At 56.6% G+C, this 23,071-nt stretch carries 28 protein-coding genes; 10 read left to right on the top strand and 18 right to left on the bottom strand.

Annotation, left to right across the window (positions count from 1 at the left end; genetic code table 11):
- Window positions 1–14: 14 nt before the first annotated feature.
- From sucD to sdhC, 9 genes are all read right to left on the bottom strand, one after another.
- Entirely contained in the window at window positions 15–917 is a 903-nt protein-coding gene (sucD, locus tag CPJ18_RS21055) for a succinate--CoA ligase subunit alpha (protein WP_077121265.1), read from the bottom strand.
- A 17-nt stretch (window positions 918–934) separates the two neighbouring features.
- Window positions 935–2,128, bottom strand: a complete 1,194-nt coding sequence (gene sucC / locus CPJ18_RS21050; protein WP_077102970.1) for an ADP-forming succinate--CoA ligase subunit beta — start codon at window positions 2,126–2,128, stop codon at window positions 935–937.
- Window positions 2,129–2,160: 32 nt separating this feature from the next.
- The gene (gene mdh / locus CPJ18_RS21045) at window positions 2,161–3,123 is read right to left on the bottom strand and encodes a malate dehydrogenase (RefSeq protein WP_077121267.1); all 963 of its coding nucleotides are present in this window, start codon (window positions 3,121–3,123) and stop codon (window positions 2,161–2,163) included.
- Window positions 3,124–3,304: 181 nt separating this feature from the next.
- Window positions 3,305–4,465, bottom strand: a complete 1,161-nt coding sequence (gene zapE / locus CPJ18_RS21040; protein WP_103659880.1) for a cell division protein ZapE — start codon at window positions 4,463–4,465, stop codon at window positions 3,305–3,307.
- 49 nt (window positions 4,466–4,514) lie between these two features.
- Complete coding sequence (locus CPJ18_RS21035; protein ID WP_077121271.1) at window positions 4,515–5,054, bottom strand: protease inhibitor Inh/omp19 family protein; 540 nt, start codon at window positions 5,052–5,054, stop codon at window positions 4,515–4,517.
- A 201-nt stretch (window positions 5,055–5,255) separates the two neighbouring features.
- Window positions 5,256–6,035 carry a succinate dehydrogenase iron-sulfur subunit gene (locus tag CPJ18_RS21030; RefSeq protein ID WP_077121272.1) on the bottom strand — a complete coding sequence of 260 codons (780 nt, stop codon included), beginning with the start codon at window positions 6,033–6,035 and terminating at the stop codon, window positions 5,256–5,258.
- A gap of 17 nt (window positions 6,036–6,052) precedes the next feature.
- Window positions 6,053–7,897 (bottom strand): succinate dehydrogenase flavoprotein subunit, encoded by a 1,845-nt coding sequence (sdhA, locus tag CPJ18_RS21025; RefSeq protein WP_103659879.1) that lies wholly within the window; start codon window positions 7,895–7,897, stop codon window positions 6,053–6,055.
- A 6-nt stretch (window positions 7,898–7,903) separates the two neighbouring features.
- Window positions 7,904–8,284: a succinate dehydrogenase, hydrophobic membrane anchor protein gene (gene sdhD, locus CPJ18_RS21020; RefSeq protein WP_077102982.1), complete on the bottom strand. Its 381-nt coding sequence runs from the start codon at window positions 8,282–8,284 to the stop codon at window positions 7,904–7,906.
- A gap of 12 nt (window positions 8,285–8,296) precedes the next feature.
- A complete protein-coding gene (sdhC, locus tag CPJ18_RS21015; protein WP_077102984.1) occupies window positions 8,297–8,689 on the bottom strand; it encodes a succinate dehydrogenase, cytochrome b556 subunit in 393 nt (130 codons plus the stop codon).
- Window positions 8,690–8,998: 309 nt separating this feature from the next.
- Between sdhC and CPJ18_RS21010 the strand changes: the two genes are divergently transcribed.
- On the top strand, window positions 8,999–9,364 hold the full coding sequence (locus CPJ18_RS21010) for a hypothetical protein (RefSeq protein WP_103659878.1): 366 nt from the start codon (window positions 8,999–9,001) through the stop codon (window positions 9,362–9,364).
- 6 nt (window positions 9,365–9,370) lie between these two features.
- Here the strand turns inward: CPJ18_RS21010 and CPJ18_RS21005 are convergent, their stop codons facing one another.
- The 5 genes from CPJ18_RS21005 to tsaD are packed head-to-tail and all read right to left on the bottom strand — an operon-like array spanning window position 9,371 to window position 12,866.
- Window positions 9,371–10,015, bottom strand: a complete 645-nt coding sequence (locus CPJ18_RS21005) for a class I SAM-dependent methyltransferase (protein WP_103659877.1) — start codon at window positions 10,013–10,015, stop codon at window positions 9,371–9,373.
- Between the two features lie 5 nt (window positions 10,016–10,020).
- Window positions 10,021–10,464: an EVE domain-containing protein gene (locus CPJ18_RS21000; RefSeq protein ID WP_103659876.1), complete on the bottom strand. Its 444-nt coding sequence runs from the start codon at window positions 10,462–10,464 to the stop codon at window positions 10,021–10,023.
- A 5-nt stretch (window positions 10,465–10,469) separates the two neighbouring features.
- Window positions 10,470–10,763 (bottom strand): YciI-like protein, encoded by a 294-nt coding sequence (locus tag CPJ18_RS20995; protein ID WP_062452925.1) that lies wholly within the window; start codon window positions 10,761–10,763, stop codon window positions 10,470–10,472.
- A gap of 19 nt (window positions 10,764–10,782) precedes the next feature.
- Window positions 10,783–11,772 (bottom strand): NAD(P)H-dependent glycerol-3-phosphate dehydrogenase, encoded by a 990-nt coding sequence (locus tag CPJ18_RS20990; protein ID WP_103659875.1) that lies wholly within the window; start codon window positions 11,770–11,772, stop codon window positions 10,783–10,785.
- Complete coding sequence (tsaD, locus tag CPJ18_RS20985) at window positions 11,769–12,866, bottom strand: tRNA (adenosine(37)-N6)-threonylcarbamoyltransferase complex transferase subunit TsaD (protein ID WP_103659874.1); 1,098 nt, start codon at window positions 12,864–12,866, stop codon at window positions 11,769–11,771. The genes CPJ18_RS20990 and tsaD overlap by 4 nt, the downstream gene beginning before the upstream one ends.
- Before the next feature lie 72 nt (window positions 12,867–12,938).
- On the opposite strand from tsaD, the gene hemC reads away from it, so the two are divergent.
- The 6 genes from hemC (at window position 12,939) to CPJ18_RS20955 (ending at window position 18,910) form a co-directional block, all read left to right on the top strand.
- Window positions 12,939–13,868 carry a hydroxymethylbilane synthase gene (gene hemC / locus CPJ18_RS20980; RefSeq protein ID WP_103659873.1) on the top strand — a complete coding sequence of 310 codons (930 nt, stop codon included), beginning with the start codon at window positions 12,939–12,941 and terminating at the stop codon, window positions 13,866–13,868.
- Entirely contained in the window at window positions 13,781–14,611 is an 831-nt protein-coding gene (locus tag CPJ18_RS20975; protein WP_421611198.1) for a uroporphyrinogen-III synthase, read from the top strand. Before hemC ends, CPJ18_RS20975 begins: the two co-directional genes overlap by 88 nt.
- Window positions 14,612–14,683: 72 nt before the next feature.
- Window positions 14,684–16,048 (top strand): COG4223 family protein, encoded by a 1,365-nt coding sequence (locus CPJ18_RS20970; RefSeq protein WP_103659871.1) that lies wholly within the window; start codon window positions 14,684–14,686, stop codon window positions 16,046–16,048.
- Window positions 16,049–16,051: 3 nt separating this feature from the next.
- Window positions 16,052–17,644, top strand: a complete 1,593-nt coding sequence (locus tag CPJ18_RS20965) for a heme biosynthesis protein HemY (RefSeq protein ID WP_103659870.1) — start codon at window positions 16,052–16,054, stop codon at window positions 17,642–17,644.
- Between the two features lie 17 nt (window positions 17,645–17,661).
- Complete coding sequence (locus CPJ18_RS20960; RefSeq protein WP_103587253.1) at window positions 17,662–18,153, top strand: tellurite resistance TerB family protein; 492 nt, start codon at window positions 17,662–17,664, stop codon at window positions 18,151–18,153.
- Window positions 18,143–18,910, top strand: coding sequence for a glutamine amidotransferase (locus CPJ18_RS20955; protein WP_103659869.1), 768 nt, complete (start codon window positions 18,143–18,145; stop codon window positions 18,908–18,910). The genes CPJ18_RS20960 and CPJ18_RS20955 overlap by 11 nt, the downstream gene beginning before the upstream one ends.
- Here CPJ18_RS20955 and CPJ18_RS20950 read toward each other — a convergent pair.
- Window positions 18,882–19,310 carry a FliM/FliN family flagellar motor switch protein gene (locus tag CPJ18_RS20950; RefSeq protein ID WP_103659868.1) on the bottom strand — a complete coding sequence of 143 codons (429 nt, stop codon included), beginning with the start codon at window positions 19,308–19,310 and terminating at the stop codon, window positions 18,882–18,884. The two genes, CPJ18_RS20955 and CPJ18_RS20950, sit on opposite strands and share 29 nt — an antisense overlap.
- A 391-nt stretch (window positions 19,311–19,701) precedes the next feature.
- Between CPJ18_RS20950 and CPJ18_RS20945 the strand changes: the two genes are divergently transcribed.
- Window positions 19,702–19,992, top strand: a complete 291-nt coding sequence (locus CPJ18_RS20945; protein WP_083716349.1) for a YggT family protein — start codon at window positions 19,702–19,704, stop codon at window positions 19,990–19,992.
- An 85-nt stretch (window positions 19,993–20,077) separates the two neighbouring features.
- Here CPJ18_RS20945 and ppa read toward each other — a convergent pair whose 3' ends face one another.
- Entirely contained in the window at window positions 20,078–20,611 is a 534-nt protein-coding gene (gene ppa / locus CPJ18_RS20940) for an inorganic diphosphatase (protein ID WP_077103012.1), read from the bottom strand.
- 244 nt (window positions 20,612–20,855) lie between these two features.
- A complete protein-coding gene (locus CPJ18_RS20935) occupies window positions 20,856–21,092 on the bottom strand; it encodes a hypothetical protein (RefSeq protein WP_077103014.1) in 237 nt (78 codons plus the stop codon).
- A gap of 111 nt (window positions 21,093–21,203) precedes the next feature.
- On the opposite strand from CPJ18_RS20935, the gene CPJ18_RS20930 reads away from it, so the two are divergent.
- Both CPJ18_RS20930 and CPJ18_RS20925 read left to right on the top strand, forming a co-directional pair.
- On the top strand, window positions 21,204–22,115 hold the full coding sequence (locus CPJ18_RS20930) for an HpcH/HpaI aldolase/citrate lyase family protein (protein ID WP_103659867.1): 912 nt from the start codon (window positions 21,204–21,206) through the stop codon (window positions 22,113–22,115).
- Window positions 22,112–22,318 carry a DUF1737 domain-containing protein gene (locus CPJ18_RS20925; RefSeq protein ID WP_045230874.1) on the top strand — a complete coding sequence of 69 codons (207 nt, stop codon included), beginning with the start codon at window positions 22,112–22,114 and terminating at the stop codon, window positions 22,316–22,318. The genes CPJ18_RS20930 and CPJ18_RS20925 overlap by 4 nt, the downstream gene beginning before the upstream one ends.
- A 23-nt stretch (window positions 22,319–22,341) precedes the next feature.
- Here the strand turns inward: CPJ18_RS20925 and CPJ18_RS20920 are convergent, their stop codons facing one another.
- The gene (locus CPJ18_RS20920; protein WP_045230875.1) at window positions 22,342–22,782 is read right to left on the bottom strand and encodes a metallopeptidase family protein; all 441 of its coding nucleotides are present in this window, start codon (window positions 22,780–22,782) and stop codon (window positions 22,342–22,344) included.
- Window positions 22,783–23,071: the final 289 nt, after the last annotated feature.

The raw sequence follows: 23,071 nt of genomic DNA, 5'->3' as shown, positions 1-23,071 counted from the left end.
TCATCATACAAGTCTCAGCCCTTGAGGACTTCGACCAGTGTCTTGCCAAGGCGTGCTGGGGAAGGCGACACCTTGATACCAGCCGCTTCCATGGCCGAAATCTTGGATTCCGCATCGCCCTTACCGCCAGAAACGACAGCACCGGCGTGACCCATAGTGCGGCCCTTTGGAGCAGTACGACCAGCGATGAAGCCAGCCATTGGCTTCTTACGGCCCTTCTTGGCTTCGTCGATCAGGAACTGCGCCGCATCTTCTTCAGCAGAGCCACCGATTTCACCGATCATGATGATCGATTGTGTCGCTTCGTCGGCGAGGAACATTTCCAGGATGTCGATGAATTCGGTGCCCTTGACCGGGTCGCCACCGATACCGACAGCCGTGGTCTGGCCAAGGCCTTCGTTGGATGTCTGGAATACAGCTTCATATGTAAGCGTGCCGGAGCGCGAGACAATACCAACCGAACCCTTGCGGAAGATCGAGCCCGGCATGATGCCGATCTTGCACTCTTCCGGTGTCATGATGCCTGGGCAGTTGGGCCCGAGCAGACGCGAGTTGGAGCGGTCGAGGCGAGCCTTGACGCGAACCATGTCCATGACAGGGATGCCTTCGGTGATGCAGGTGATGAACGGAATTTCCGCTTCGATTGCTTCGATGATGGCATCTGCAGCGCCTGCTGGCGGAACGTAGATGACCGATGCGTCAGCGCCGGTCTTTTCCTTGGCTTCTGCAACAGTGGCATAGATCGGCAGGCTTTCGCCCTTGGAACCGGTCCATGTTTCGCCACCCTTCTTGGGGTGAATACCGCCGACCATCTGCGTGCCGTAATAAGCAAGCGCCTGTTCGGTGTGGAATGTACCGGTCTTGCCGGTCAGACCCTGAACGAGGATCTTGGTGTCTTTGTTTACAAGAATAGACATTATTTCCAGTCCCTCAATTAGCCGTTGATCGCCGCGACGATCTTCTTGGCCGCATCGTCCAGGTCGTCAGCAGCGGTAATCGCAAGACCTGATTCGTTCAGGAGCTTCTTGCCCAACTCGACATTGGTGCCTTCGAGGCGCACGACGAGTGGAACCTTCAAGCCGACTTCCTTCACCGCGGCGATAACGCCCTCGGCAATGACGTCGCACTTCATGATGCCGCCGAAGATGTTGACGAGGATGCCCTCGACCTTCGGGTCAGCCGTGATGATCTTGAACGCAGCCGCAACCTTCTCTTTGCCAGCGCCACCGCCGACGTCACAGAAGTTTGCAGGCTCTTTGCCGTACAGCTTGATGATGTCCATCGTTGCCATGGCAAGACCGGCACCATTGACCATGCAGCCGATGTTGCCATCGAGAGCCACATAAGCGAGATCCCACTTGGAGGCTTCGATTTCCTTGGCGTCTTCTTCGGTTTCGTCGCGCAGCAGCTTTACGTCGTCGTGACGGAAAATTGCGTTGCCATCGAAAGACATCTTGGCGTCGAGAACGCGCAGGTGGCCGTCTGTCATGACGATCAGCGGGTTGACTTCGAGCAGAGCCATGTCCTTTTCGACAAAGGCTTTGTAAAGCGCAGGGAAGAGCGCCTTGGCGTCTTCGGCAGCAGCGCTTGAAAGCTCGAGAGCCTTGGAGATCGCAGCAATGTTTTCAGCCGTTACACCGGCTTCAGGTTCGATCGCAATCGTGTGGATTTTCTCTGGCGTGTCGTGAGCAACAGCCTCGATGTCCATGCCGCCTTCCGTGGAAACCACGAATGCGACCTGACCAACGGAACGGTCAACGAGCAACGAGCAATAGAGTTCGCGGTCGATGTCTGCGCCGTCTTCGATGTAGAGACGGTTGACCTGCTTGCCAGCATCGCCCGTCTGCGCCGTTACCAGCGTATTGCCGAGCATGTCCTTGGCGTGAGAAACGACTTCCTCGATGGACTTGGCCAGACGAACGCCACCCTTTGCGTCAGGGCCGAGCTCCTTGAACTTGCCCTTACCACGGCCACCAGCATGAATCTGGCTCTTGACCACGTAAAGCGGGCCTGGAAGCTGCTTTGCGGCAGCTTCTGCTTCTTCGACCTTGAGGATAGCAACCCCTTCGGCCACCGGCGCACCATAGCCCTTCAGAAGAGCTTTGGCCTGATACTCATGAATATTCATGGATTAATCCCTGTTTGTAGCCTAAGCGGCAATTACTTCAGCGACGGAGCAATATTGATGCAGGCTTCGCAAAGACCAGCAACCGCGCCGACGGACTTCTGGAAGGCAGCTTCCTCGTCCTTGTTGAGTTCGATTTCGATGATGCGCTCGATACCGCCAGCACCGATGATCGTTGGAACGCCGACATACATGTCGTTGACGCCGTACTGGCCTGAGAGATAGGCCGCAGCTGGCAGAACGCGCTTCTTGTCCTTGAGGTAGGATTCGGCCATCTCGATGGCGGAAGCAGCAGGCGCGTAATAAGCAGAGCCAGTCTTCAGCAGACCAACGATTTCGGCACCGCCATCACGTGTACGCTGAACGATCTCTTCCAGACGCTCGGCGGTGAGCCAGCCCATCTTGACGAGGTCCGTCAAAGGAATGCCGCCAACGGTGGAGTAGCGCGCCAATGGCACCATGGTATCGCCATGGCCGCCGAGAACGAACGCGGTTACGTCCTGGACGGAGACGTTGAATTCTTCCGACAGGAACAGACGAAAACGCGCGCTGTCGAGAACGCCGGCCATGCCGACGACTTTGTTCTTCGGCAGGCCAGAGAACTTCTGGAGCGCCCAGACCATCGCGTCGAGCGGGTTGGTGATGCAGATCACGAATGCGTTCGGGGCATATTTCTTGATGCCGGCACCGACCTGCTCCATGACCTTGAGGTTGATACCGAGAAGGTCGTCGCGGCTCATGCCAGGCTTGCGGGCAACGCCGGCGGTCACGATGCAGACGTCCGCGCCTTCGATGGCTGCATAGTCGCTAGCGCCTGTGAGTTTTGCATTGAAGCCTTCGACCGGACCGGACTGGGCAATATCCAGACCCTTGCCCTGCGGGATACCGTCGGCAATATCGAAGAGGACGATGTCGCCCAATTCCTTCAGGCTGGCGAGATGGGCCAATGTGCCACCGATCATGCCAGAACCAATAAGTGCAATCTTTTTGCGAGCCATCGAATGCTTCCTCTTGAGCTTCAATTCAATTCGCCGCGAGCGTGTAGCGGCCTAAATTGTCGCACTCGACTTAGCTTTATTGGTCCGAAATGGCAACCGATTCTTTGGAGCTGAGGATTTTCAATCGTTTAGATCATAAAATTCTTACGTAAACGTAATAATTTCTGTTATCAAACTGTCATTAGGCAGCGCGTCTTTGATTGTGCAAAGCTAGATAATCCGCGCTTCGCATCTCGAACAGGCGCGACGCGGTGCGATCAAATTCAAAACCTTCCGTCCCCTTGCGCGTGACAAGAAGCTCTTCCGGCATGGCTGCAGCAGAGGCGAATACCCTGACCGTATGATCGTAGAGTGCATCGATAAGGATGATGAAACGTTTCGTCTCGTTGCGCTTATCGGCATCGAGCAGCGGGATGTGGTCGATAAAAATCGTGTCGAACCGATCGGCTATCGCGAGGAAATCCGACGCGCCCAAGGGCTTCTCACACAGCTCTGCAAACGAGAACCGTGCGACGCGGCCCGCCGCTTTCGCGACCGGAATTGAGCGGCCTTTCATCGCGATCTCCGTTGGCACGATTGCAGTGCCCGCCGTGAGTTCCTTCCAAGCCATATCCATCGCGCGCTCCGCCGCATCATCCAACGGGGTCACGTAAACCGGAAGGCTTTTGATCTTCTCCATGCGGTAATCGGTCGGGCTGTCCAGTGATACGACCTGAACATGTGCCTTCAGCATATCGACGAAAGGAAGGAAAAGACTGCGATTGAGCCCGTCCTTATAGAGATTATCCGGCACCACATTGGACGTTGTGACCAACGTGCAGCCATGGGCAAAAAGTTCGGTGAACAGCCGCGCCAGGATCATCGCATCGGCAATATCGGTGACAGTGAACTCGTCGAAACAGAGAAGCTCTGCCTCCGCCAGTATTTGCGCCGCAACGGGTGGAATGGGGTCAGCCTGTTTGGTCTCGCCGTTTTTCAGCTTTTGGCGATGGGCATGAACGCGATTATGGACATCGGCCATGAACTCATGGAAATGGCAGCGGCGCTTCTTCTCGACCGGCGCGACCTGATAGAACATGTCCATCAGCATGGTTTTGCCACGACCGACGCTCCCGTGAACGTAGAGCCCTTTGACCGACGGCGTGGAGCCTGCCTTCTTGGCGAACATCCAACCCAGCGCACTTTTCTTTTTGGCCGGTTTGCGGATTTTGAGGTCGGTGAGAATGCGATCAAGTTGCGCTGCCACACCAAGCTGGGCAGGATCGGTCGTCAGTTCACCGGACTCCGTCAAGACGTTGAGCTGTTCAACGACGCTGTGATTATAGTCCGGCAATGGCTTCATAAATACGCCTCATCCGCGGGCAACGGAGCCGTTACCCGCGTGATAGAAATTATCGGCTGAGGCTGAGCGGCTGACCGCTGTTGGTCGTGCCGTCGTAACGGGTGGCACCTGTTTTATAGACGCGACCGATCGTATCGCCAGCGCGGTTCTTGAACAGAACCATTTTGCTGGAAACTTCCCAGGAACCCATCGAAGACAGTTCGCCCGCACATCCTCGCGTACCACCGCGTGAACCGCTACCCAGGTTCGTCAGCGTCAGGAACATGTCGCAGGACGCACCGCCATTGGCGACACGCCAGTTACCGACCATGGCTTCCTTGGTAACATCCATGGCAGCAGCCGGAGGCGCAGATGCGACATTGGTGCCACCAGGCGCAGCGTTCGCAGGCGCTGTCGGGAACTGAGTGGAACCGCCAGGAGGTGGCAATGCGCCGGACTGGACAGATGGCACTGGCTGCGCCTGAAGCGGAGGCGTGTAACCGGGATTACCACTTGGAGCGCTATTGTTGTTGTAATCGAAGGAGGTACGTTGGCAACCGGCGAGGCTCATAACGACCGCTAGACCCGTCACCACATATCTAAACTGCATCTCAAGCTCCCGATTTTCTGCTTCGGCAAGACAATGTCTACACAAAACGGCTGAATTATTACCAAAGCATTAGCTAACGCAAGCTGCTACCGCGATAATTGCAATTTCAGTCGATTTTTATAGAAATTTCCAGCCCCATTATCATCAAACAGGCCACGACGGGGGTCGCGGCCTGTTCACTATCATCGATTAAAGCCGCATTTAAACCCGGCGCTCGACCATCATCTTCTTGATCTCGGCAATCGCCTTGGCAGGGTTGAGACCCTTGGGGCAAGCCTGCGCACAGTTCATAATGGTGTGGCAACGGTAAAGGCGGAACGGGTCTTCGAGGTTGTCGAGACGCTCGCCGGTAGCCTCATCGCGGCTGTCGATCAGCCAGCGGTAAGCCTGCAGCAGAACGGCCGGACCGAGATAACGGTCGCCATTCCACCAGTAGCTGGGACAGGACGTGGAGCAGCAGGCGCATAGAATGCACTCGTAGAGACCATCCAGCTTCTGGCGGTCATCATGGCTCTGCTTCCATTCCTTTGCAGGCGTCGGCGAAACGGTCTTCAGCCAAGGCTCGATGGAGCGGTGCTGGGCATAGAAATTCGACAGATCGGGAATAAGGTCCTTCACCACGGGCATATGCGGCAGCGGATAGACCTTTACCGTTCCCTTGATTTCATCCATGCCCTTGGTGCAGGCCAGCGTGTTCGTGCCATCGATGTTCATCGCGCAGGAACCGCAGATGCCCTCACGACAGGAACGGCGCAGCGTCAGCGTCGGGTCGATATTGTTCTTGATATACAGAAGCGCATCCAGAACCATCGGGCCGCAGTCGTCGATATCGATGTAGTAGGTATCGATATGCGGGTTCTGGCCGTCATCCGGGTTCCAGCGATAGACGCGATATTCGCGCACATTCTTGGCACCGGCAGGCTTCGGCCAGACCTTGCCCTCGGTCATCTGAGAGTTCTTGGGAAGTGTAAGTTCAACCATGTCCAGTTCCTCTCAAATCAATAGACGCGAGCCTTTGGCGCGATCTTTTGAAGATCGATGCCTTCGGCAATCAGGTCGGTGTGAACCGGGCGATAGTCAAGCTTCACGTCACCCTGCGCGTTGACCCAGGCAAGCGTGTGCTTGCGCCAGTTGATGTCGTCGCGACCGCCGAACGGACCGTCGACGAAATCTTCGCGCGCATGGCTGCCACGGCTTTCCTTGCGGGCTTCCGCGCCGTAGACCGTGGTGATGGCGTTGGCCATGAGGTTTTCGAGTTCCAGCGTTTCCACCAGATCGGAATTCCAGACCATTGAGCGGTCTGTGACCTTGATGTCCGGCAATTCTTTCCAGATGGCGGAAATACGCTTGCAACCGCTTTCCAGCGATTCCTGCGTGCGGAACACGGCGGCATCGTCCTGCATGGCGCGCTGCATCTTGTCACGCAATACAGCCGTTGGCGTGCTGCCATTGGCGTTACGCAGACGGTCAAAGCGATCCATGATCTTGTCACAGGCCGCGACATTCAGCGCAGGAATAGCGCTGTTGCGATCGATAACTTCGGCTGCGCGAATGGCAGCGGCACGGCCAAAGACGACAAGGTCAATCAGCGAGTTGGAGCCGAGACGGTTTGCACCGTGAACAGACGCACAACCGGCTTCGCCCACAGCCATCAGGCCGGGCAATATGCGTTCCGGATTTTCGCTGTCGGCGTTCAGCACTTCACCCCAATAGTTGGTCGGAATACCGCCCATATTATAGTGAACCGTCGGCAGAACCGGGATCGGCTCGCGCGTCACGTCCACGCCTGCGAAAATCTTGGCGCTTTCGGAAATGCCCGGCAGACGCTCATGCAGGATGGCCGGATCGAGGTGATCCAGATGCAGGAAGATGTGGTCCTTGTTCTTGCCAACGCCACGACCTTCGCGGATTTCCATGGTCATGCAACGCGACACGACGTCACGCGAGGCGAGATCCTTGGCGGATGGCGCGTAACGCTCCATAAAGCGCTCGCCCTCGGAGTTGACGAGGTAACCGCCCTCCCCGCGTGCGCCTTCGGTAATCAGGCAGCCTGCGCCGTAAATGCCGGTCGGGTGGAACTGAACGAATTCCATGTCCTGAAGCGGAAGACCGGCGCGAGCAACCATGCCGCCGCCATCGCCCGTGCAGGTGTGCGCGGATGTTGCGGAGAAATAAGCGCGGCCATAACCACCCGTCGCCAGAACCACCATCTTGGCGGTAAAGCGGTGGATCGTACCGTCATCAAGATTCCAGGCAACGACGCCCGTGCAGCGGCTGCCATCATCGGACATGATGAGGTCGAGCGCGAAATATTCGATGAAGAATTCGGCGTTGTTGCGTAGCGATTGGCCATAAAGCGTGTGCAGAATGGCGTGGCCGGTACGGTCGGCAGCAGCACAGGTGCGCTGTACTGGCGGGCCTTCACCGTAATTCTGCATGTGGCCGCCAAACGGGCGCTGGTAGATTTTGCCTTCGGCGTTACGCGAAAAAGGCACGCCGTAATGTTCCAGCTCATAAACCGCCTTTGGCGCTTCCATGGCGAGATACTGCATGGCATCCACGTCGCCCAGCCAGTCAGACCCCTTGACGGTGTCGTAAAGGTGCCACTGCCAGCTATCCGGCGTCATGTTGTTGAGCGAGGCGGCAATGCCGCCCTGCGCCGCAACCGTGTGCGAACGCGTCGGGAAAACCTTGGTGATGCAGGCGGTCTTGAAACCCTGCTCGGCCATGCCGAGCGTCGCGCGAAGACCGGCACCGCCGGCACCCACGACAATCACGTCATAGGAGTGATCGACATAGGTATATGCCTTGCCATTGGTGGAAGGTGAACTGATCGATGCCATGACGGATTATCCTGCGAATGCAATTTTCAGAATGGCGAACAGACAGAGGCCAGCAACGATGATCGCGAAGAACGTGTTGAGCATCACGAGAGCAAGCTTCAGATATTCAGCGTGAATATAGTCTTCGATGATGACCTGCATGCCGAGCTTCATGTGAATGACGCCGGAGATGACGACAAGCGCCATGACCACCGCAACCAACGGGTTGGCAAGAGCGGCGACGACTTCCGCATGCGGAGCGCCGCCATACATGACCAGGAAAACGACGAAGAACAGCAGCAACGGAACATTGGCGACGGCGGTAACGCGCTGACGCCAGAAATGCTCGGTGCCATCCTTGGCTGAGCCGAGACCGCGAACCTTGTTCAGGGGTGTACGCATATCCATGAAACGATCTCCTTAGCGCACGATGTAGGCGATGACCCAAATCAGCGCGGTCAGACAGATTGACACGACCAGCGAGACCTTCACCAGCTTGGTGGTGAAGTGCTTGTCGAAGCCATGGCCGAGATCCCACATGAAGTGGCGAAGGCCACTCAGCATGTGGTACATTAGCGCCCAGGTGTAGCCGATCAGGATCAGCTTGCCGATGATCGACCCCATCGCCCACTGCACCCATTCGTAATAGGCACCGCCGGACGCAGCTGCGACCAGCCACCATACGACGAGAAGCGTACCGAAATAGAGCGCGGCACCGGTAATGCGGTGCACGATCGACGCAAGCATGGTCGGAATCAGCTTGTAAACTTGAAGATGTGGCGACAGAGGCCGGTTATTTGTCACATTCGCCATCAGAACCTCGCGGCGTTTTTCCAGTGCGCTTCGACTGTTCGAGCGCGCCCCAAAGCAACAGCACATGATGAGAGAATGTGCATTGCACCAACCGCGACCTTTAATAGCACCACGGCACAACGACAAGCACATTTCATGGCCGAATTGAATTTAATCGATTGGTTCTGTCGATTCAGATGAAAAAACTGTCTGCCTCGATAAAAAGTCCAGCATTTCCAAATAGGAAATGCCAAAATAATTGACTTTTACGTAAGTCGTCTATGTGCTATTTAACCTTTTGGTAACTATAAATTCCGGAGGTTTTCAGTCATGTTTTTATATCGAATCACCTGCCGGTTCGCCGCTGTTGCGACCATCTTTTCAATCACCGTGACAGCGGTTGCAGCAGAGGATTTCGGAAGCCGCCGCAATTTTGGTCACCATCAAGCAACCGTTGGCTCCAATGGTCTGCCGTCCGTTATACCACGGATCGGTACGTATAGCGGCGCAATTTCTGCCTTAAGGGTACGAGGCAACGGCAATTACTTTGCGATAGACAACGGCCTGAGCCGCGCCGGGGGGGATAGGCGCGCAGCGATGCCGGTTGCACCAAAAGCGCGTATTATTCACGTCGATGCCCAAAGCATCGGCTCGGCATGCGCTTATGAAAAAGGCGTCTGCGTCATCCGCCCCTGATGAGGTTCAGATGAACCGCCAGACAGTGGTCTTCTTAATCTCGCTGTCCTCAAGCGCACGTGTGACCGGCACTTGGTAAGTCGCGCAGGCTTCGAGCTTGTCCTTCGGCAGATAGGAACGACCCGGATCACCCACAAGAACGGTGACGCCTTGCCGCGCCAGCACGGCAAACCAGGGAATGAGCGCCTCGGCAAAAGCCTGGTCGTAAAACACGTCCCCCGCCAGCAGCACATCGGCGTCGACAGGCGTGTTGATGAGATTGTCACCCGTGAACGCGACATCCACTGCATTTTCATCCGCATTCAGCCTCACAGCCGTTTTGGCCCAAGGGTCGATATCCGCGGCTGTCACATGTACCGCACCAGCCTTTGCCGCAGCAATGGCAACAAGGCCGGAGCCGCTGGCGAAATCCAGCACGCGCTTGCCGCTGACGATGTGGGGATTGTCGAGAACATAACGCGCAAGACCCTGCCCGCCAGCCCAGGCAAAGGCCCAGAACGGCGGCGGCAGACCGATGGCCTGCAATTCATCCTCCGTCTTGAGCCAGAGGTCATGCGCTTCCGATGCCAGATGCAGCGCAATTTCCGGCACATGCGGCGGCCGCATGATGCCGGTATTGGCGAGAATGAACTGCTCCGGATCGGTTTTCAATCCACTCAGTCCGGGGAGTGCGGCGGATTGTCGAGCTTGCCCATACGGCAAACTTCGAGATATTCCTCCAACAACACCGGCTGCACGGAAAGCCGCATGGAGGTAACGAGAGACATGTCGGCAAGCTTTGGGTTGGCTTTCACGTCTTTCAGCGTAACGGGTGAAGGCACATCGCACACGGCCTTGATGTGCACGCAGTCCCAGCGCGCATCGCCTTCCGCCGTAGAATCGGGGCGTGACAGTTCACACACCTCGACAATGCCGACCACTTCCAGCCCCTCATTGGAGTGGTAGAAGAAGCCCTTGTCGCCAATCTTCATCGCCCGCATATTGTTGCGTGCCTGATAATTGCGAACGCCGCCCCACTCTTCGCCAGCGTCACCCTTGACCTTTTGCTGTTCCCACGACCACGTGGATGGCTCGGACTTGAAAAGCCAGTAATTCGCCATGCTATTCAAGCTCCAGGATTGTTGAAGACCCAATTATAAGGCTTCACATCGACGCTTTCGAACAGACCGGCCTTGGCATAGGGATCGGCATCTGCCAGCGCCTTGGCAGCGTCGATGTCGGCGGCCTCGACAATCACCAGACTACCATTCGGCTTGCCTTCGGCATCCAGAAACGGGCCCGCCATCTTTAGCGTTCCCTCGGCATTGAGCTTGTTCAGATGCTCCAAATGAACCGGGCGCGTTTCCATACGCACATGCAAATGGTCAGGCTTGTCTTTGCAGATGAAGGCAAACAGCATTTTCGTCTCCTCTTGAGCCCTATTCAGTGGTGATGGGCCGTGTCATCAATTGTTGAATGGCGGTTCTGATATCGAGCTTGCCATCAATAATGGCCGCAACGGCATCCGTCACCGGCATGTCGATGCCGAGACCATCGGCAAGGCGTGAGGCGACGGAGGCCGCATAAGCGCCTTCCACCAGCCCACCGTGAAACGCAGCAGGTTCGCCGCCCTGCCCTAGCAAAATGCCGAAACGCAGGTTTCGTGACTGGTGGCTGGTGGCCGTCAAAACCAGATCACCTAGACCAGAAAGGCCACGAACCGTATCGGCCTGGCCACCCATCGCGACTACGAGACGCGACATTTCGGCCAACCCACGCGAGATCAGTGCCGCGCGCGCCGAATCACCAAGGCCTGCGCCCTCAACAATGCCGCCTGCGATCGCCAGCACATTCTTCAACGCGCCACCGAGTTGGACACCAATCCTGTCCGTCGAAGCATAAAGCCTGAAAGTCCGCCCGGAAATCGTCTGCGCCAGCCGCTCGGCCACGCTGGCGTCGAGAGTAGCAACCGCCATGGCGGTCGGTAGTCCCTTAGCAATATCGGCAGCAAACCCCGGACCGGACAATACGGCGACAGGATGATGGGGCAATTCACGCTCCAGCACATCCGTCAGCAGTTGGCCCGAAGAGCGGTCAATGCCCTTAGCACAGGTCACGACCACAGCATCCTTAGCCAGGTAAGGACCGTAGTTCCGGGCAGCATCCGCCTGCGCCTGAGATGGCATGGCGAAGAGAACAATGCCGGCATCCCGCAACACATCAGCTTCAGCAGAGTAATTCAGTGCATCCGGCAAGGAAATTCCGGGCAGTGCAGCGTCATGAACCCCATCCACGCGCAAGTCGGCCATCAAGGCTGCATCACGTCCGAGCAGCGTCACGTCATGGCGGTTTTCCAACGCGACGACCACAGCAATGGCAGTGCCGAAAGCGCCAGAACCGATGACGACGACTTTTTCACGCTCAGTCATGCCTTCGCTCCGCGTTTGCCAAAGCCGATCAAGGTCTGCGCTTGCGCGTCCAATGGCCAGCGAGAGCGTGGCTGCGTATCGAAACTGTCAGGCTCCATGCCCAGCGCCATGCGTTCCAGGCCGGCCCAGGCAATCATGGCCGCATTGTCCGTGCACAGCTGTAGCGGTGGTGCAATAAACCGAAACCGATGCTTGTCGCACAGATCCTGCAGCGTTCGGCGGATTTCCTGATTGGCCGCAACGCCGCCGGCCACAACGAGTGAAGGTTCCCCTTCAACCGAAGGGAACTCCTCCAGAAACCGTTGCAGGCCGCGGCCGATGCGATCCTTCAAAGTGCGTGACACGGCCTTTTGAAAGGAAGCGCAAATATCGGCGATATCCTGCTCGGAGAGCGGAGCGATCGCGGTCGCTGCCTGGCGGACCGCTGTCTTCAAGCCGGAAAAGGAAAAATCAAGCCGCGCTTCGCCTACCATGGGCCGGGGCAGAGCAAAACGATCCGCATTGCCGTTTGCTGCGGCTTTTTCCACTGCCGGTCCACCGGGGTAAGGCAACCCCAAAAGCTTGGCGGTCTTGTCGAAAGCTTCCCCCAAGGCGTCGTCGATCGTCGTGCCCCAGCGCTCATATTGCCCGACACCGCGCACGAGAATGAGCTGTGTGTGCCCGCCGGACACCAGCAGCATCAGATAGGGAAATGACAGACCGTCGGTCAGCCGCGCTGTCAGCGCATGACCTTCCAAGTGATTGATGGCGTAAAGTGGTTTGCCGCTCGCCATGGCCATGGCCTTGCCGGTCATCAGCCCGACGATCAGACCACCGATCAAACCCGGACCGGAGGTAGCAGCGATCGCATCGATATCGGCAAGTGTCACACCCGCACCGGTGAGCGCCTCTTCCACGAGGGTATCGAGCGCTTCCACATGGGCGCGCGCGGCGATTTCCGGCACCACGCCACCATAGGCGCTGTGTTCTTCCAGCTGCGACAAAACGACGTCGGAGATGATCTCTCCACGGCCGTCGGCATGCCGAACCACCACGGATGCAGCGGTTTCGTCGCAACTTGTCTCAATGCCGAGGATACGAAGAAAGGGGGTCATCAGCCGGTTCGTTGATTGCGGTGCTTCAGAAACTTGGGTACGAACACCTCCGGTAACAACGGATAGAAGCGGATGCAAACAAAACCTTTCCGAATCGGCACACGCGGAAGCCCCTTGGCGCTGGCGCAGGCCCATGAGACGAGAGATCGTCTCGTGAAAGCCCATGGCCTTGCGCCTGAAATGTTCGAGATCGTGCCGATCACCACCAAGGGTGACCGCATCGCCGATCGCGCCCTCTCTGAGGTCGGTGGCAAAGGCCTGTTTACCGAGGAGCTGGAAACCAAACTTCTGTCCGGCGATCTGGATTTTGCCGTGCACTCCTCCAAGGATATGGCGACAAAACTGCCTGAAGGCCTCTATCTCTCGGCATTCCTGCCCCGGGAAGACGTGCGCGATGCCTTTATCGGTCGTGCCGCTCCAAAGCTGCTGGAACTTCCCCATGGCGCGACAGTCGGTTCGGCATCATTGCGCCGGCAGGCTCTGATCCGCCGCGTGCGGCCAGACATCAACGTCATCCTGTTTCGAGGTGCCGTGGCAACGCGATTGCGGAAACTGGAAGACGGCTTGGCTGATGCGACATTGCTCGCCTTCGCAGGTCTCAAGCGGCTGGACATGGCAGACGTGCCGACGGAGTTGCTGGAAACGACAGACTTTCTCCCTGCCCCTGCACAAGGTGCCATCGGGATCGAAAGCCGCATCGGCGATACACGCGTCGGCGATTTGCTCGCGGCCATCAATCACTGTCCCACCTATGATGCCGTGTCTTGCGAGCGTGGTTTCCTGTCGGTGCTCGATGGTTCCTGCCGCACACCGATTGCCGGTTACGCCACCTGCGATGGCGATGAGCTGCACTTTTCCGGCCTGATCCTGACGCCTGACGGGCGGACGGAACACAGTGTCGAGATATCCGGCAAATGCGCGCAGGCATTGGAGCTCGGCAAGCAGGCCGGGGAACAGGTTCGCGCTGCCGCCGGCACTGGTTTCTTCGAAGGCTGGAGCTGACCATGCGCGTCGTCGTCACCCGCCCACGAGCGTCGGGAGAAAAGACGGCGGCACTTTTGCGCGAACGTGGTCATGAACCGGTTCTGATACCTCTGACAGAGTCCGTTCACCGTGCTGACGTCGCTATCCAAGCTTTGGCAAAGCCGTTGCAAGCACTTGCCGTAACAAGCGCGGAAGCCATTCGCGTGCTGGCAGGACGTGGTCTTGCTGCGCCAGAGATCCTGCATATACCAATGTTTGCCGTGGGGACCGCTTCGGCAGAGGCGGCCCGCAAATCGGGTTTCCACAACGTCACTGCGGGAGAAAGCGATGGTCCGGCACTGGCCCAGTTGATCGCTGACCGGATGAAAAGCGACACCGGATCGTGCGGCAATCTTCTCTATCTTGCAGGAACACCCAGAGACGCTGGGTTCGAAAAGCGGCTCTCGGAATTGATGGTGCCGTTCGAAACCGCCGAAGTCTACGAGATGCAGCCCCTCTCCTGGAACCGCACGGAATGGGAAGGCCTTACAGATAAGCAAGTAGATGTTGTCCTTTTATACTCCAGTGAGGCGGCTCGGCTGTTTTTCAAACTCGTCACCAGTCAGCCTGTTTTCAAGCAATGGGATCACTGTAAGTTTATCTGCATCAGTAAAAAGGTCCTTTCAGATATTCCGCCCGCGTTTCAACACAACGCATTTGCCAGCACTGCTCCCCGCGAGGCCGAAATGTTCGATCTCCTCGACCTGTTAGCGGGAACCTAATTCCCTCTTGCCTCTTTCCTTTGCCGTCATCACTAACTAGGTTTAGGGAAATGCAGGCAAAATGAGGTTGTCATGGTATCGGGAAAACCGCCACGCCACTCCAAGTCCAACGCCGAGCCGGTCACCATTGATCTGGACGCCAAGGACGTGAAAGAAGTCGGCAAGGAAAAGGATACGGCCTCTGTTGAGGATGCGACGACGGCTAAACCCGAACAGAGCACACCGCCTGAACAGACCTCGCAAGTCGACGCTCCGAAGGAGAACCCTCGTCCTATCTGGGAAGAGCAGGTAAAGACTCCGATCGAGCCGGAATCAAATATCCACAAGCCCGATGGTGTCAAGGCCGAAGCTGCCACTGGCCAAGGGCCTGCCGAGGCGTCAACTGTTCCGCCCTTCAAAGCTGAAACACCCAAGCCGGACCAACCAAAATCGGAGCTGCCAAAAACCGGGCCGACCAAACCTGCTGATGCCAAAACATTCTCCACCGCAGCAACACCATCGAAGAGCGCCACGCACAACAAGGCAGGAAATTCCGGCCTTTTGGCTGCAGGTATTGTAGGCGGCCTGATTGCGCTTCTCGCAGCTGGCAGCATGCAATATGCCGGTTATCTGCCACCATTCACCGGCAATGGCGGTTCTTCGGACGAGTTGACCGCACTTAAGACACAGGTCGCCAGCCTGCGCGAACAGATCGCCAATGCACCACAAACAGCAGCAGACACGTCGGCACTTGAAACCCGCATTGCCGCACTAGAAAGCTCCACTGCATCCGGCGGCGGCGATGTCGCCAACAAGTTGACGGCGCTTGAGAGCACAGTCTCTACCCTTCAGTCCGAAAAAGCCGCGCAGGACAGCGCCAACGCCGATCTTACCCGCCGTTTGAGCGAAGCCGAAACCAAGATCAATGAACCGCGCGACGATATAGAAGTCGCGCGCGCCATCGCTTCTGCCGGCCTGAAGGCGGCTATCGATCGTGGCGGGCCATTCCTTGCGGAACTCGATACGTTGTCAAAGGTCACACCGGACGAGCCAGCAGTACAATCGCTGCGGCCCTTCGCAAATACGGGCGTTCCGTCTCGCGCCGAACTAACCCGCAATTTCCCCGACGTCGCCAATGCGATGCTGGACTCCCTCAACCAATCCGATCCCAATCAGGGCGTCTTTGATCGTTTGACGGAAAGCGCTCTATCTCTCGTCAAAGTCCGGCCGGTGGGCAATGTCGAGGGAGAAGGTGCCGACGGGAAAATTGCGCGGATCGAGGACAAGCTTCGCAATGGCGACTTGAAGGGTGCAGCTCTTGAGTGGGATGGTCTGCCTGAACCAGCAAAGGCGGCATCGGCTGACTTCAAAAAATCGCTTGATGCCCGCGTTCAGGTTGAAGACCTCGTGAACGGTACGTTGACACGCGCCATCACAAGCACCGGACAGAAGGGGTAAGAGATGACAAAAATCATCAGTTTCGTTGTCATCGTCCTTCTCATTGGCTTCGGTTTTTCCTGGCTTGCAGATCGTCCAGGCGTGCTTTCCATCGTCTGGCAGGGCCAGCTGATCGAGATGAGCCTGATGGTCGCGGCCTCCATCGTCGCGGCCTTGATCGCGGTGGTGATGATCGTCTGGTGGCTTTTCAACACTGTCTGGAACTCGCCCCATGCCGCGCGGCGTTATTTCCGTTCCCGCAAGCGGGATCGCGGTTATCAAGCGCTCTCGACCGGACTGATTGCAGCAGGAGCGGGCAACGCCCTTCTCGCACGCAAAATGACGGCGCGCACGCAAGGGCTTTTAAGTGCCGATCAGGAGCCTCTTATCCATTTGCTGGAGGCACAGGCCGATCTTATCGAAGGCAAATATGATGCGGCCCGCCGCAAGTTCGAAGCCATGGCGCAGGACCCGGAAACGCGTGAGCTTGGCCTGCGCGGACTTTATATGGAAGCACGCCGCCAAGGTGCCAACGAAGCAGCTCTCGAATATGCCGAAGATGCGGCAAAGAACGCACCCTATCTTCCGTGGGCAGCTCAAGCGACGCTGGAAAGCAAATCCCGCAACGGCGAATGGGACGACGCCATTCGCTTGCTAGACCAGCAGAAGGCAGCGCAGGTCATAGAGCGGGGCGAAGCGGAGCGGCTGAAAGCTGTTCTCTTGACCGCAAAAGCGGAAGAGAAGTTCGAGAGCGATCCCAAGGCCGCGCGTGAAGATGCCAAGCAGGCGTTGAAACTGTCCAAGGGGCTTGTCCCTGCCGCGCTGGTTGCTGCAAAATCTTACCTGCGTGAAGACAATCTTCGCAAGGCTGCCGCAGTTTTGGAGCCGGTCTGGAAGATTGCACCCCATCCACAGATCGCTCAACTCTACGTCCGCGCCCGTAGTGGCGATACCGCCGTTGATCGCCTCAAACGTGCCGAGCGGCTCGAAAGCTTGAAACCCAACAATGTCGAGTCACTGTTTGCGGTGGCACAGGCAGCTCTCGATGCGCAGGACTTTACCCGCGCCCGCGCCAAAGCAGAAGCTGCCGCGCGTATCCAGCCCCGCGAAAGCATCTTCCTGCTGATGGCAGACATAGAGGAAGCGGAAACGGGAGATCAGGGCCGTATCCGCCATTGGATGGCGCAGGCGCTGCGCGCGCCGCGCGACCACGCATGGGTTGCGGATGGCATCGTCTCCGACAAATGGCTACCGACTTCCCCGGTCACTGGCCGATTGGACACTTTCGAGTGGAAAGTCCCCTTCGGCCAGGTCGAAGGTCCCGTGGAAGACAATAGCATCGACCATGCGCTGTCTTCGCTGCCGGATGTTGCTAAACCGGAAATTCGTGAGAAAATCATCGAGATTCCTGTTCCAGTGAAGGTGGCCAATCCTGTCATCCTGACCGAGGCCAAACCGGTGGCTGACAAACCGATCTATCCGAAAAATGACGTCGTTAAGCCTGTCGAGCAAAAGCGCCCGGATGCCGTTCCCTTCTTCGGTGGATTGCCAGATGATCCTGGTGTGAAAAAGCCTAATGCCGAGCCGGATGAAAAGACCCGCCTCAAGCTGTTTTGATCGATTTAAGGACAATCATGTTCGAACGTATCCAGTCTTTTTTCCAGAATCTCACGCAAGGCGGATCGTCAGAGGATTTCGCACCAGATGATTTGCGCGTTGCCATTGCGGCCCTGTGCTTTCAGGTCATGGAGGCTGACGGCACCGTTTCGAACGTGGAGCGCCAACGTCTGCGTGAGTTGCTACAGGAGCATTATGATCTCAGCTCCAGCAAACTGGATGCTTTGATGGAAGCAGGCCGTGAGGCTGGCCGGGAAGCGGTGGATTATTATCGCTTCACCACTGACATAAGGCGGCATCTCGACGAAGAGCAGCGTATCGAACTGATCGGCGTTCTCTGGGACATCGTTTATGCGGATGGTGAACGCAACGAAATGGAAGACCACGTCATCTGGCGCGTCGCCGATCTTTTGGGCGTTTCGGTACGGGACCGCGTTTTGCAGCGCCAACAGGCAGCAACGCATGTGAATGTTTCCGAAGAAAGCGACAACAAACAAGATGCTGTTTGAGCCATCCCGTCAGCGGGGGAAACAAGACAGCATCTTGATCGTTCTCCACCAGGAAAGATCAACCCCCGGCAGGGTCGGTCAGATGCTGATCGAAAAAGGGTACAGGCTGGACATCCGCCGCCCCGCACTGGGTGACGAACTTCCCGTAACGCTTGGTGCGCACAGGGGTGCCGTAATCTTCGGTGGCCCGATGAGTGCCAATGACCCCGAACCCTTCATCAAATCAGAAATCGACTGGCTGAAAGTCCCCCTGAAAGAGAACAAGCCTTTTCTCGGTATCTGCCTCGGTGCACAAATGCTGTCCAAGCATCTGGGCGGAAAGGTTCAGGCTCATCGGGAAGGCAAAGTGGAAATCGGCTGGTATCCATTGAAGACGACCGAAAAAGGTCGCTTGTTGATGAAGCATTGGCCGCAAATGGTCTACCATTTCCACCGGGAGGGTTTTGATCTGCCCCACGGGGCGGACCTGCTTGCTTCCGGCGAGACCTATCCCAACCAAGCCTTCCGCTATGGCCATAACGCCTGGGGATTGCAATTCCACGCTGAACTTACCCGCGCCATGATGCACAGCTGGGTGGTGCGCGGAGCGGAACGCTTCGGCATGCCCAATGCGCAGGTTGGCAGCCAGCATCTGGAGGGGCGGATGATGTTCGATACGCCGCTCAGAAGTTGGTTATCTCATTTTCTGGATCTGGTGTTTGAAGGCCAGTCACCGAGCGCTTGCCCAGCTAGCTACGCAACACTTCCGTCAGTTTGACACCAATGATGTTGTCATCATTGTCGGAGACAATTTCGCCCCGGCCTATCGTCTGACCGTTGACCCTGATTTCGACCGGATCACCAAAGCGCTTGTTCAAGAGAACGACCTGATCTTTCGTCAGCGACATCAAAGCAGAGACCGGAACCTGTGCGTGGCCGATGACGACTTCCATCGTCAGCGGAATGTCATCGAAGCTTTTACCAGATACGGGTTGCGGACCAGCCAAGGCGCGGCTGTTGTCGTAAACCGGTGTTCCCCAGTCGGTCAGTTGCGCTCTCAGAGCTTGCCGATCTGAAATCGGAGAGTTTAGCGCGTGCTCAACGCGATAGGGCTGGTTGAAACTGGCACCAACAGCGGGCCATGAGAAAGGTGCTGCACCGTCACTTGAATCCATCATGGAACACCTTCAACAAATCGAATCAGCCCTCTCATAGGGTCGCTGTCATCATAGTCGTACTGCTGGTGGAGATTTATGAGCCAGTGATTTGATTGTTAACGATAATTTAACATCCACAGGTAAGCCCCGGCATATGGTGCGAGGGCGGGAAAATAGCGTCAAATCGGCACAGATGCCCGAATTGACGCAAGCTTCGGTGGCAACTAGAGAAATCGTGTCGCAAAGCTGAACATGTCAGCGCAGTTCGAGCGTCCGGGTTAAAACAAAAAGACGTTATTCATGACATCCCGAAAACCGCATCGCGTCTCTTGAAAAAGCCTCCAAATCAACGGCACTTGCCGGTTGCTGTGTGAATGACTAAATGTCACCCAACAACGATATGGAGACATTGATGCTTGCCCTGTTTCAGACAATCGATCTGGCGTTAAACCTTTATACCTGGGTGCTGATTATCAGTGCCATCTTCTCCTGGCTTTATGCCTTCAATGTCATCAATTCTTCGAACCAGTTCGTGGGCGCGATCGGCAGTTTCCTTTACAATGTCACCGAGCCGGCGTTGCGACCCATTCGTCGCGTTCTGCCAAACCTCGGCGGCATCGACATCTCTCCGATCATCCTGCTGCTGATCATCTTCTTCATCCGCTCGCTGATGTGGAACACGATCTACCCGCTGGTCGCTTGATTTTCTCCCTATCGACATAAAAAAATCCTCCGGATCGTTAGCGACCCGGAGGATTTGCAGTTCCAAATATATGTAGAAGCTGCAATCAGCCTTGCGACTTGTAACGCTCGATAGCTTCGAGAATCAGCTTCTTGGCAATGTCGACATTCTGCCAACCGCCCATCTTCACCCATTTGCCGGGCTCCAGATCCTTGTAGTGCTCGAAGAAGTGCTCGATCTGCTTCAGCGTGATTTCTGGCAGGTCCGTGTAGTTCTGAACCTTGTCGTAACGCTGCGTCAGCTTGGGAGATGGGACAGCGAGAATCTTCTCATCCTTGCCGCCATCGTCTTCCATGATCATCACGCCGATTGGGCGCACATTGATAACGCAGCCAGGCACCAGCGGACGTGTGTTGCAGATCAACACATCGATAGGATCACCATCCTCAGAGAGAGTGTGTGGTACGAAACCGTAGTTACCCGGATAAGTCATCGGGGTGTAAAGAAAACGGTCAACGACCAGCGCGCCCGCTTCTTTGTCCATTTCGTACTTGATCGGGTGGCCGCCAACCGGGACCTCAACAATCACATTGATATCATCCGGCGGGTTCTTGCCGATAGAAATAGCATCGATACGCATTCGCTTCCCTCGATTAGGTGGGTTGGACTGGCATGTCGATACTGGGAAAGTCGCCGCTTGGCAACACAGCTTGACCGGTTGCGACAAAACTCCCCATGCAAACGGTGGGTTACCGTTACAGGAGCGTAGAAACTCATAGGTGCGAACTGATATTAACGCGCCTTAGCCGAAGGATTTGGCGACCGCAAGCATGCAGTCGCAAATCTTCGGCTGAAGCAAAACCCGACGTCGTGCGTTCAGCGACTTACTGGTCGATGATGGTCCCGCGACCGTCATTCCAAACGCGCATGTTCTGCTGCTCGTGGCGGCGCGGCTGCACGGGAATCGGAGCGGGTTTGAGACGGGCGGAAAAGAGACGCGCTGCGCTCAACACCGCCAAGGTGCCGATAAGCGCAATCGTCAAGGACGCGGTGAAAAGTGCGGCAAGAGCCAGAATTGCGATGCTGGAAGCCGCGATAAAGAATGTACGAATGCCCTGCATGATTCAAACCTTTCTGTCCAGACGAATGTGGGCCTTCTTTCCGCTGCTTGCAAGAGGGTTACCGCCGTCTGTAAGCTTGCGAATGTCACAAAAGGTTGACACAAGTGCGGCATGGCCGATTTTTATTTCAACAATACTGCTCGTCCCCGCCGTTCGCTTCTTTCGGTGCCCGCCATAAACACGCGCGCACTTGCAAAACTCCAGACACTGGATTGCGATGGCGTGATCTTCGATCTCGAAGATTCGGTTTCGCCTGACATGAAGGACGAAGCGAGACGCAATCTTGTGGCTTTCTTGAAAGAAACGACTTTGGCAGGTCTTGAAGCGATCATCCGCATCAACCCTGTCACGACGACTGTCGGACAGGCAGACCTCAAAGCGGCGCTTGCCTGCCATGCCGACGCCATCCTTCTGCCAAAGGTCGAACAACCCTCAGATATTAACGACGTGGCCGACCTGCTGGCAGAGGCCGATGCCCCCGACACTCTGAAAATCTGGGCGATGATCGAAACACCCAAAGGTGTGCTGAATGCAGCCGCCATCGCCGAGGCGTGTCACACGACAGGTGCGCGGCTTGGTGGTTTCGTGATCGGTCTCAATGATCTGCGCAAAGACACCCGCGTACCCACGGGGGCCGGGCGAACCTATCTTGTACCATGGTTGATGCAGGTCGTGCTTGCAGCCCGCGCCTATGGATTGGACGTCATCGACAGCGTGTCGAACGATTTTCGTGACCTCGACGCGTTTGCAGCGGAATGCGAGCAAGGCCGCGCCATGGGTTTCGATGGCAAGATGCTGATCCATCCAGCGCAGATCGACGCGGCAAACCAGGCTTTTGCACCGGAGGCGCAGGCGTTGACGGAGGCGCAGGAGATAATTGCAGCTTTTGCAAAACCGGAATCTGTGGGATTGAACGTCATCAATTCCAACGGGCGGATGATCGAGCGACTGCATGTCGGCCCAGCTGAAAGGCTGGTCGCCATGGCGCAGATCATCGCCGAACGAAAGGCAGGAAAAACATGAAAGTCTATCGCTTTATCACCGGCCCTGATGACGCGAAGTTTTGTCATCGCGTTACCGAAGCGCTCAACAAAGGCTGGGAGTTGGCGGGATCACCGACCTACGCGTTCAACGCTGCAACCGGCGTCATGCATTGCGGACAGCCTGTCACCAAAACCGTCGAAGGCAAAGAGTACCATCCGGACATGAAACTGGGCGAGCAGTAAGGCTTGACCTTGGCAACGGCGGATCAGCGATCCGTCGCTGCCTCGTCGGCGCTTTCTTCGATACGCTCCATATCGTCATCCGACAGGCCGAAATGATGGCCGATTTCGTGGATCAGGACGTGGGTGATGATGTCGCCCAGCGTCTCCTCGTTTTCGGCCCAGTAGTCGAGAATGGGGCGACGATAGAGGATGATGCGGTTGACCATCTCACCGGTTTCCATGGTGAAACGTTCCGAAATACCGCGTCCTTCGAACAGGCCAAGCAGATCGAAGGGCGTTTCCAGCGCCATGTCCTCGAACACCTCATCGGTCGGAAAATCCGCGATCTCGATGATCAGGTCCTTGGTCAGCGCGCGAAACTCTTCCGGCAAATGGCCATATGCCTCGATGGCAAGCGATTCGAACGCTGAAAGTGTCGGCGCGTGGCGATCCCGCCAATCGTCGGTTTTGTCTATGCGGGCCATTTCTGCTCCTTGTTGAGAGGCCCATATAAACCCTCGCCGACGAAATTTCGAGGCCTGTTTGCCACAACTGGTGAAATCCCCTGAGATTCTTGGTCATCAGGGTTATTTTCCATAGCCAAACAACCTTGACAGAAACGGTCTACTGGCGTATCCGGCACGTGAAATTGAGGGCGTATTGCGTCTTCCGTTCATATCGCTTTGTCAAAAGCGGTTTCACCGGCTTGGCTTCAAGAAGCATTCTGCCTTCAGAATCCAAGCTATTCGACTGATAAAAAGACGGCCAGACCGC

Source organism: Agrobacterium rosae (assembly GCF_002915175.1).
GTDB lineage: Bacteria > Pseudomonadota > Alphaproteobacteria > Rhizobiales > Rhizobiaceae > Agrobacterium > Agrobacterium rosae.
This window is presented reverse-complemented; position numbering and strand designations above follow the sequence as displayed.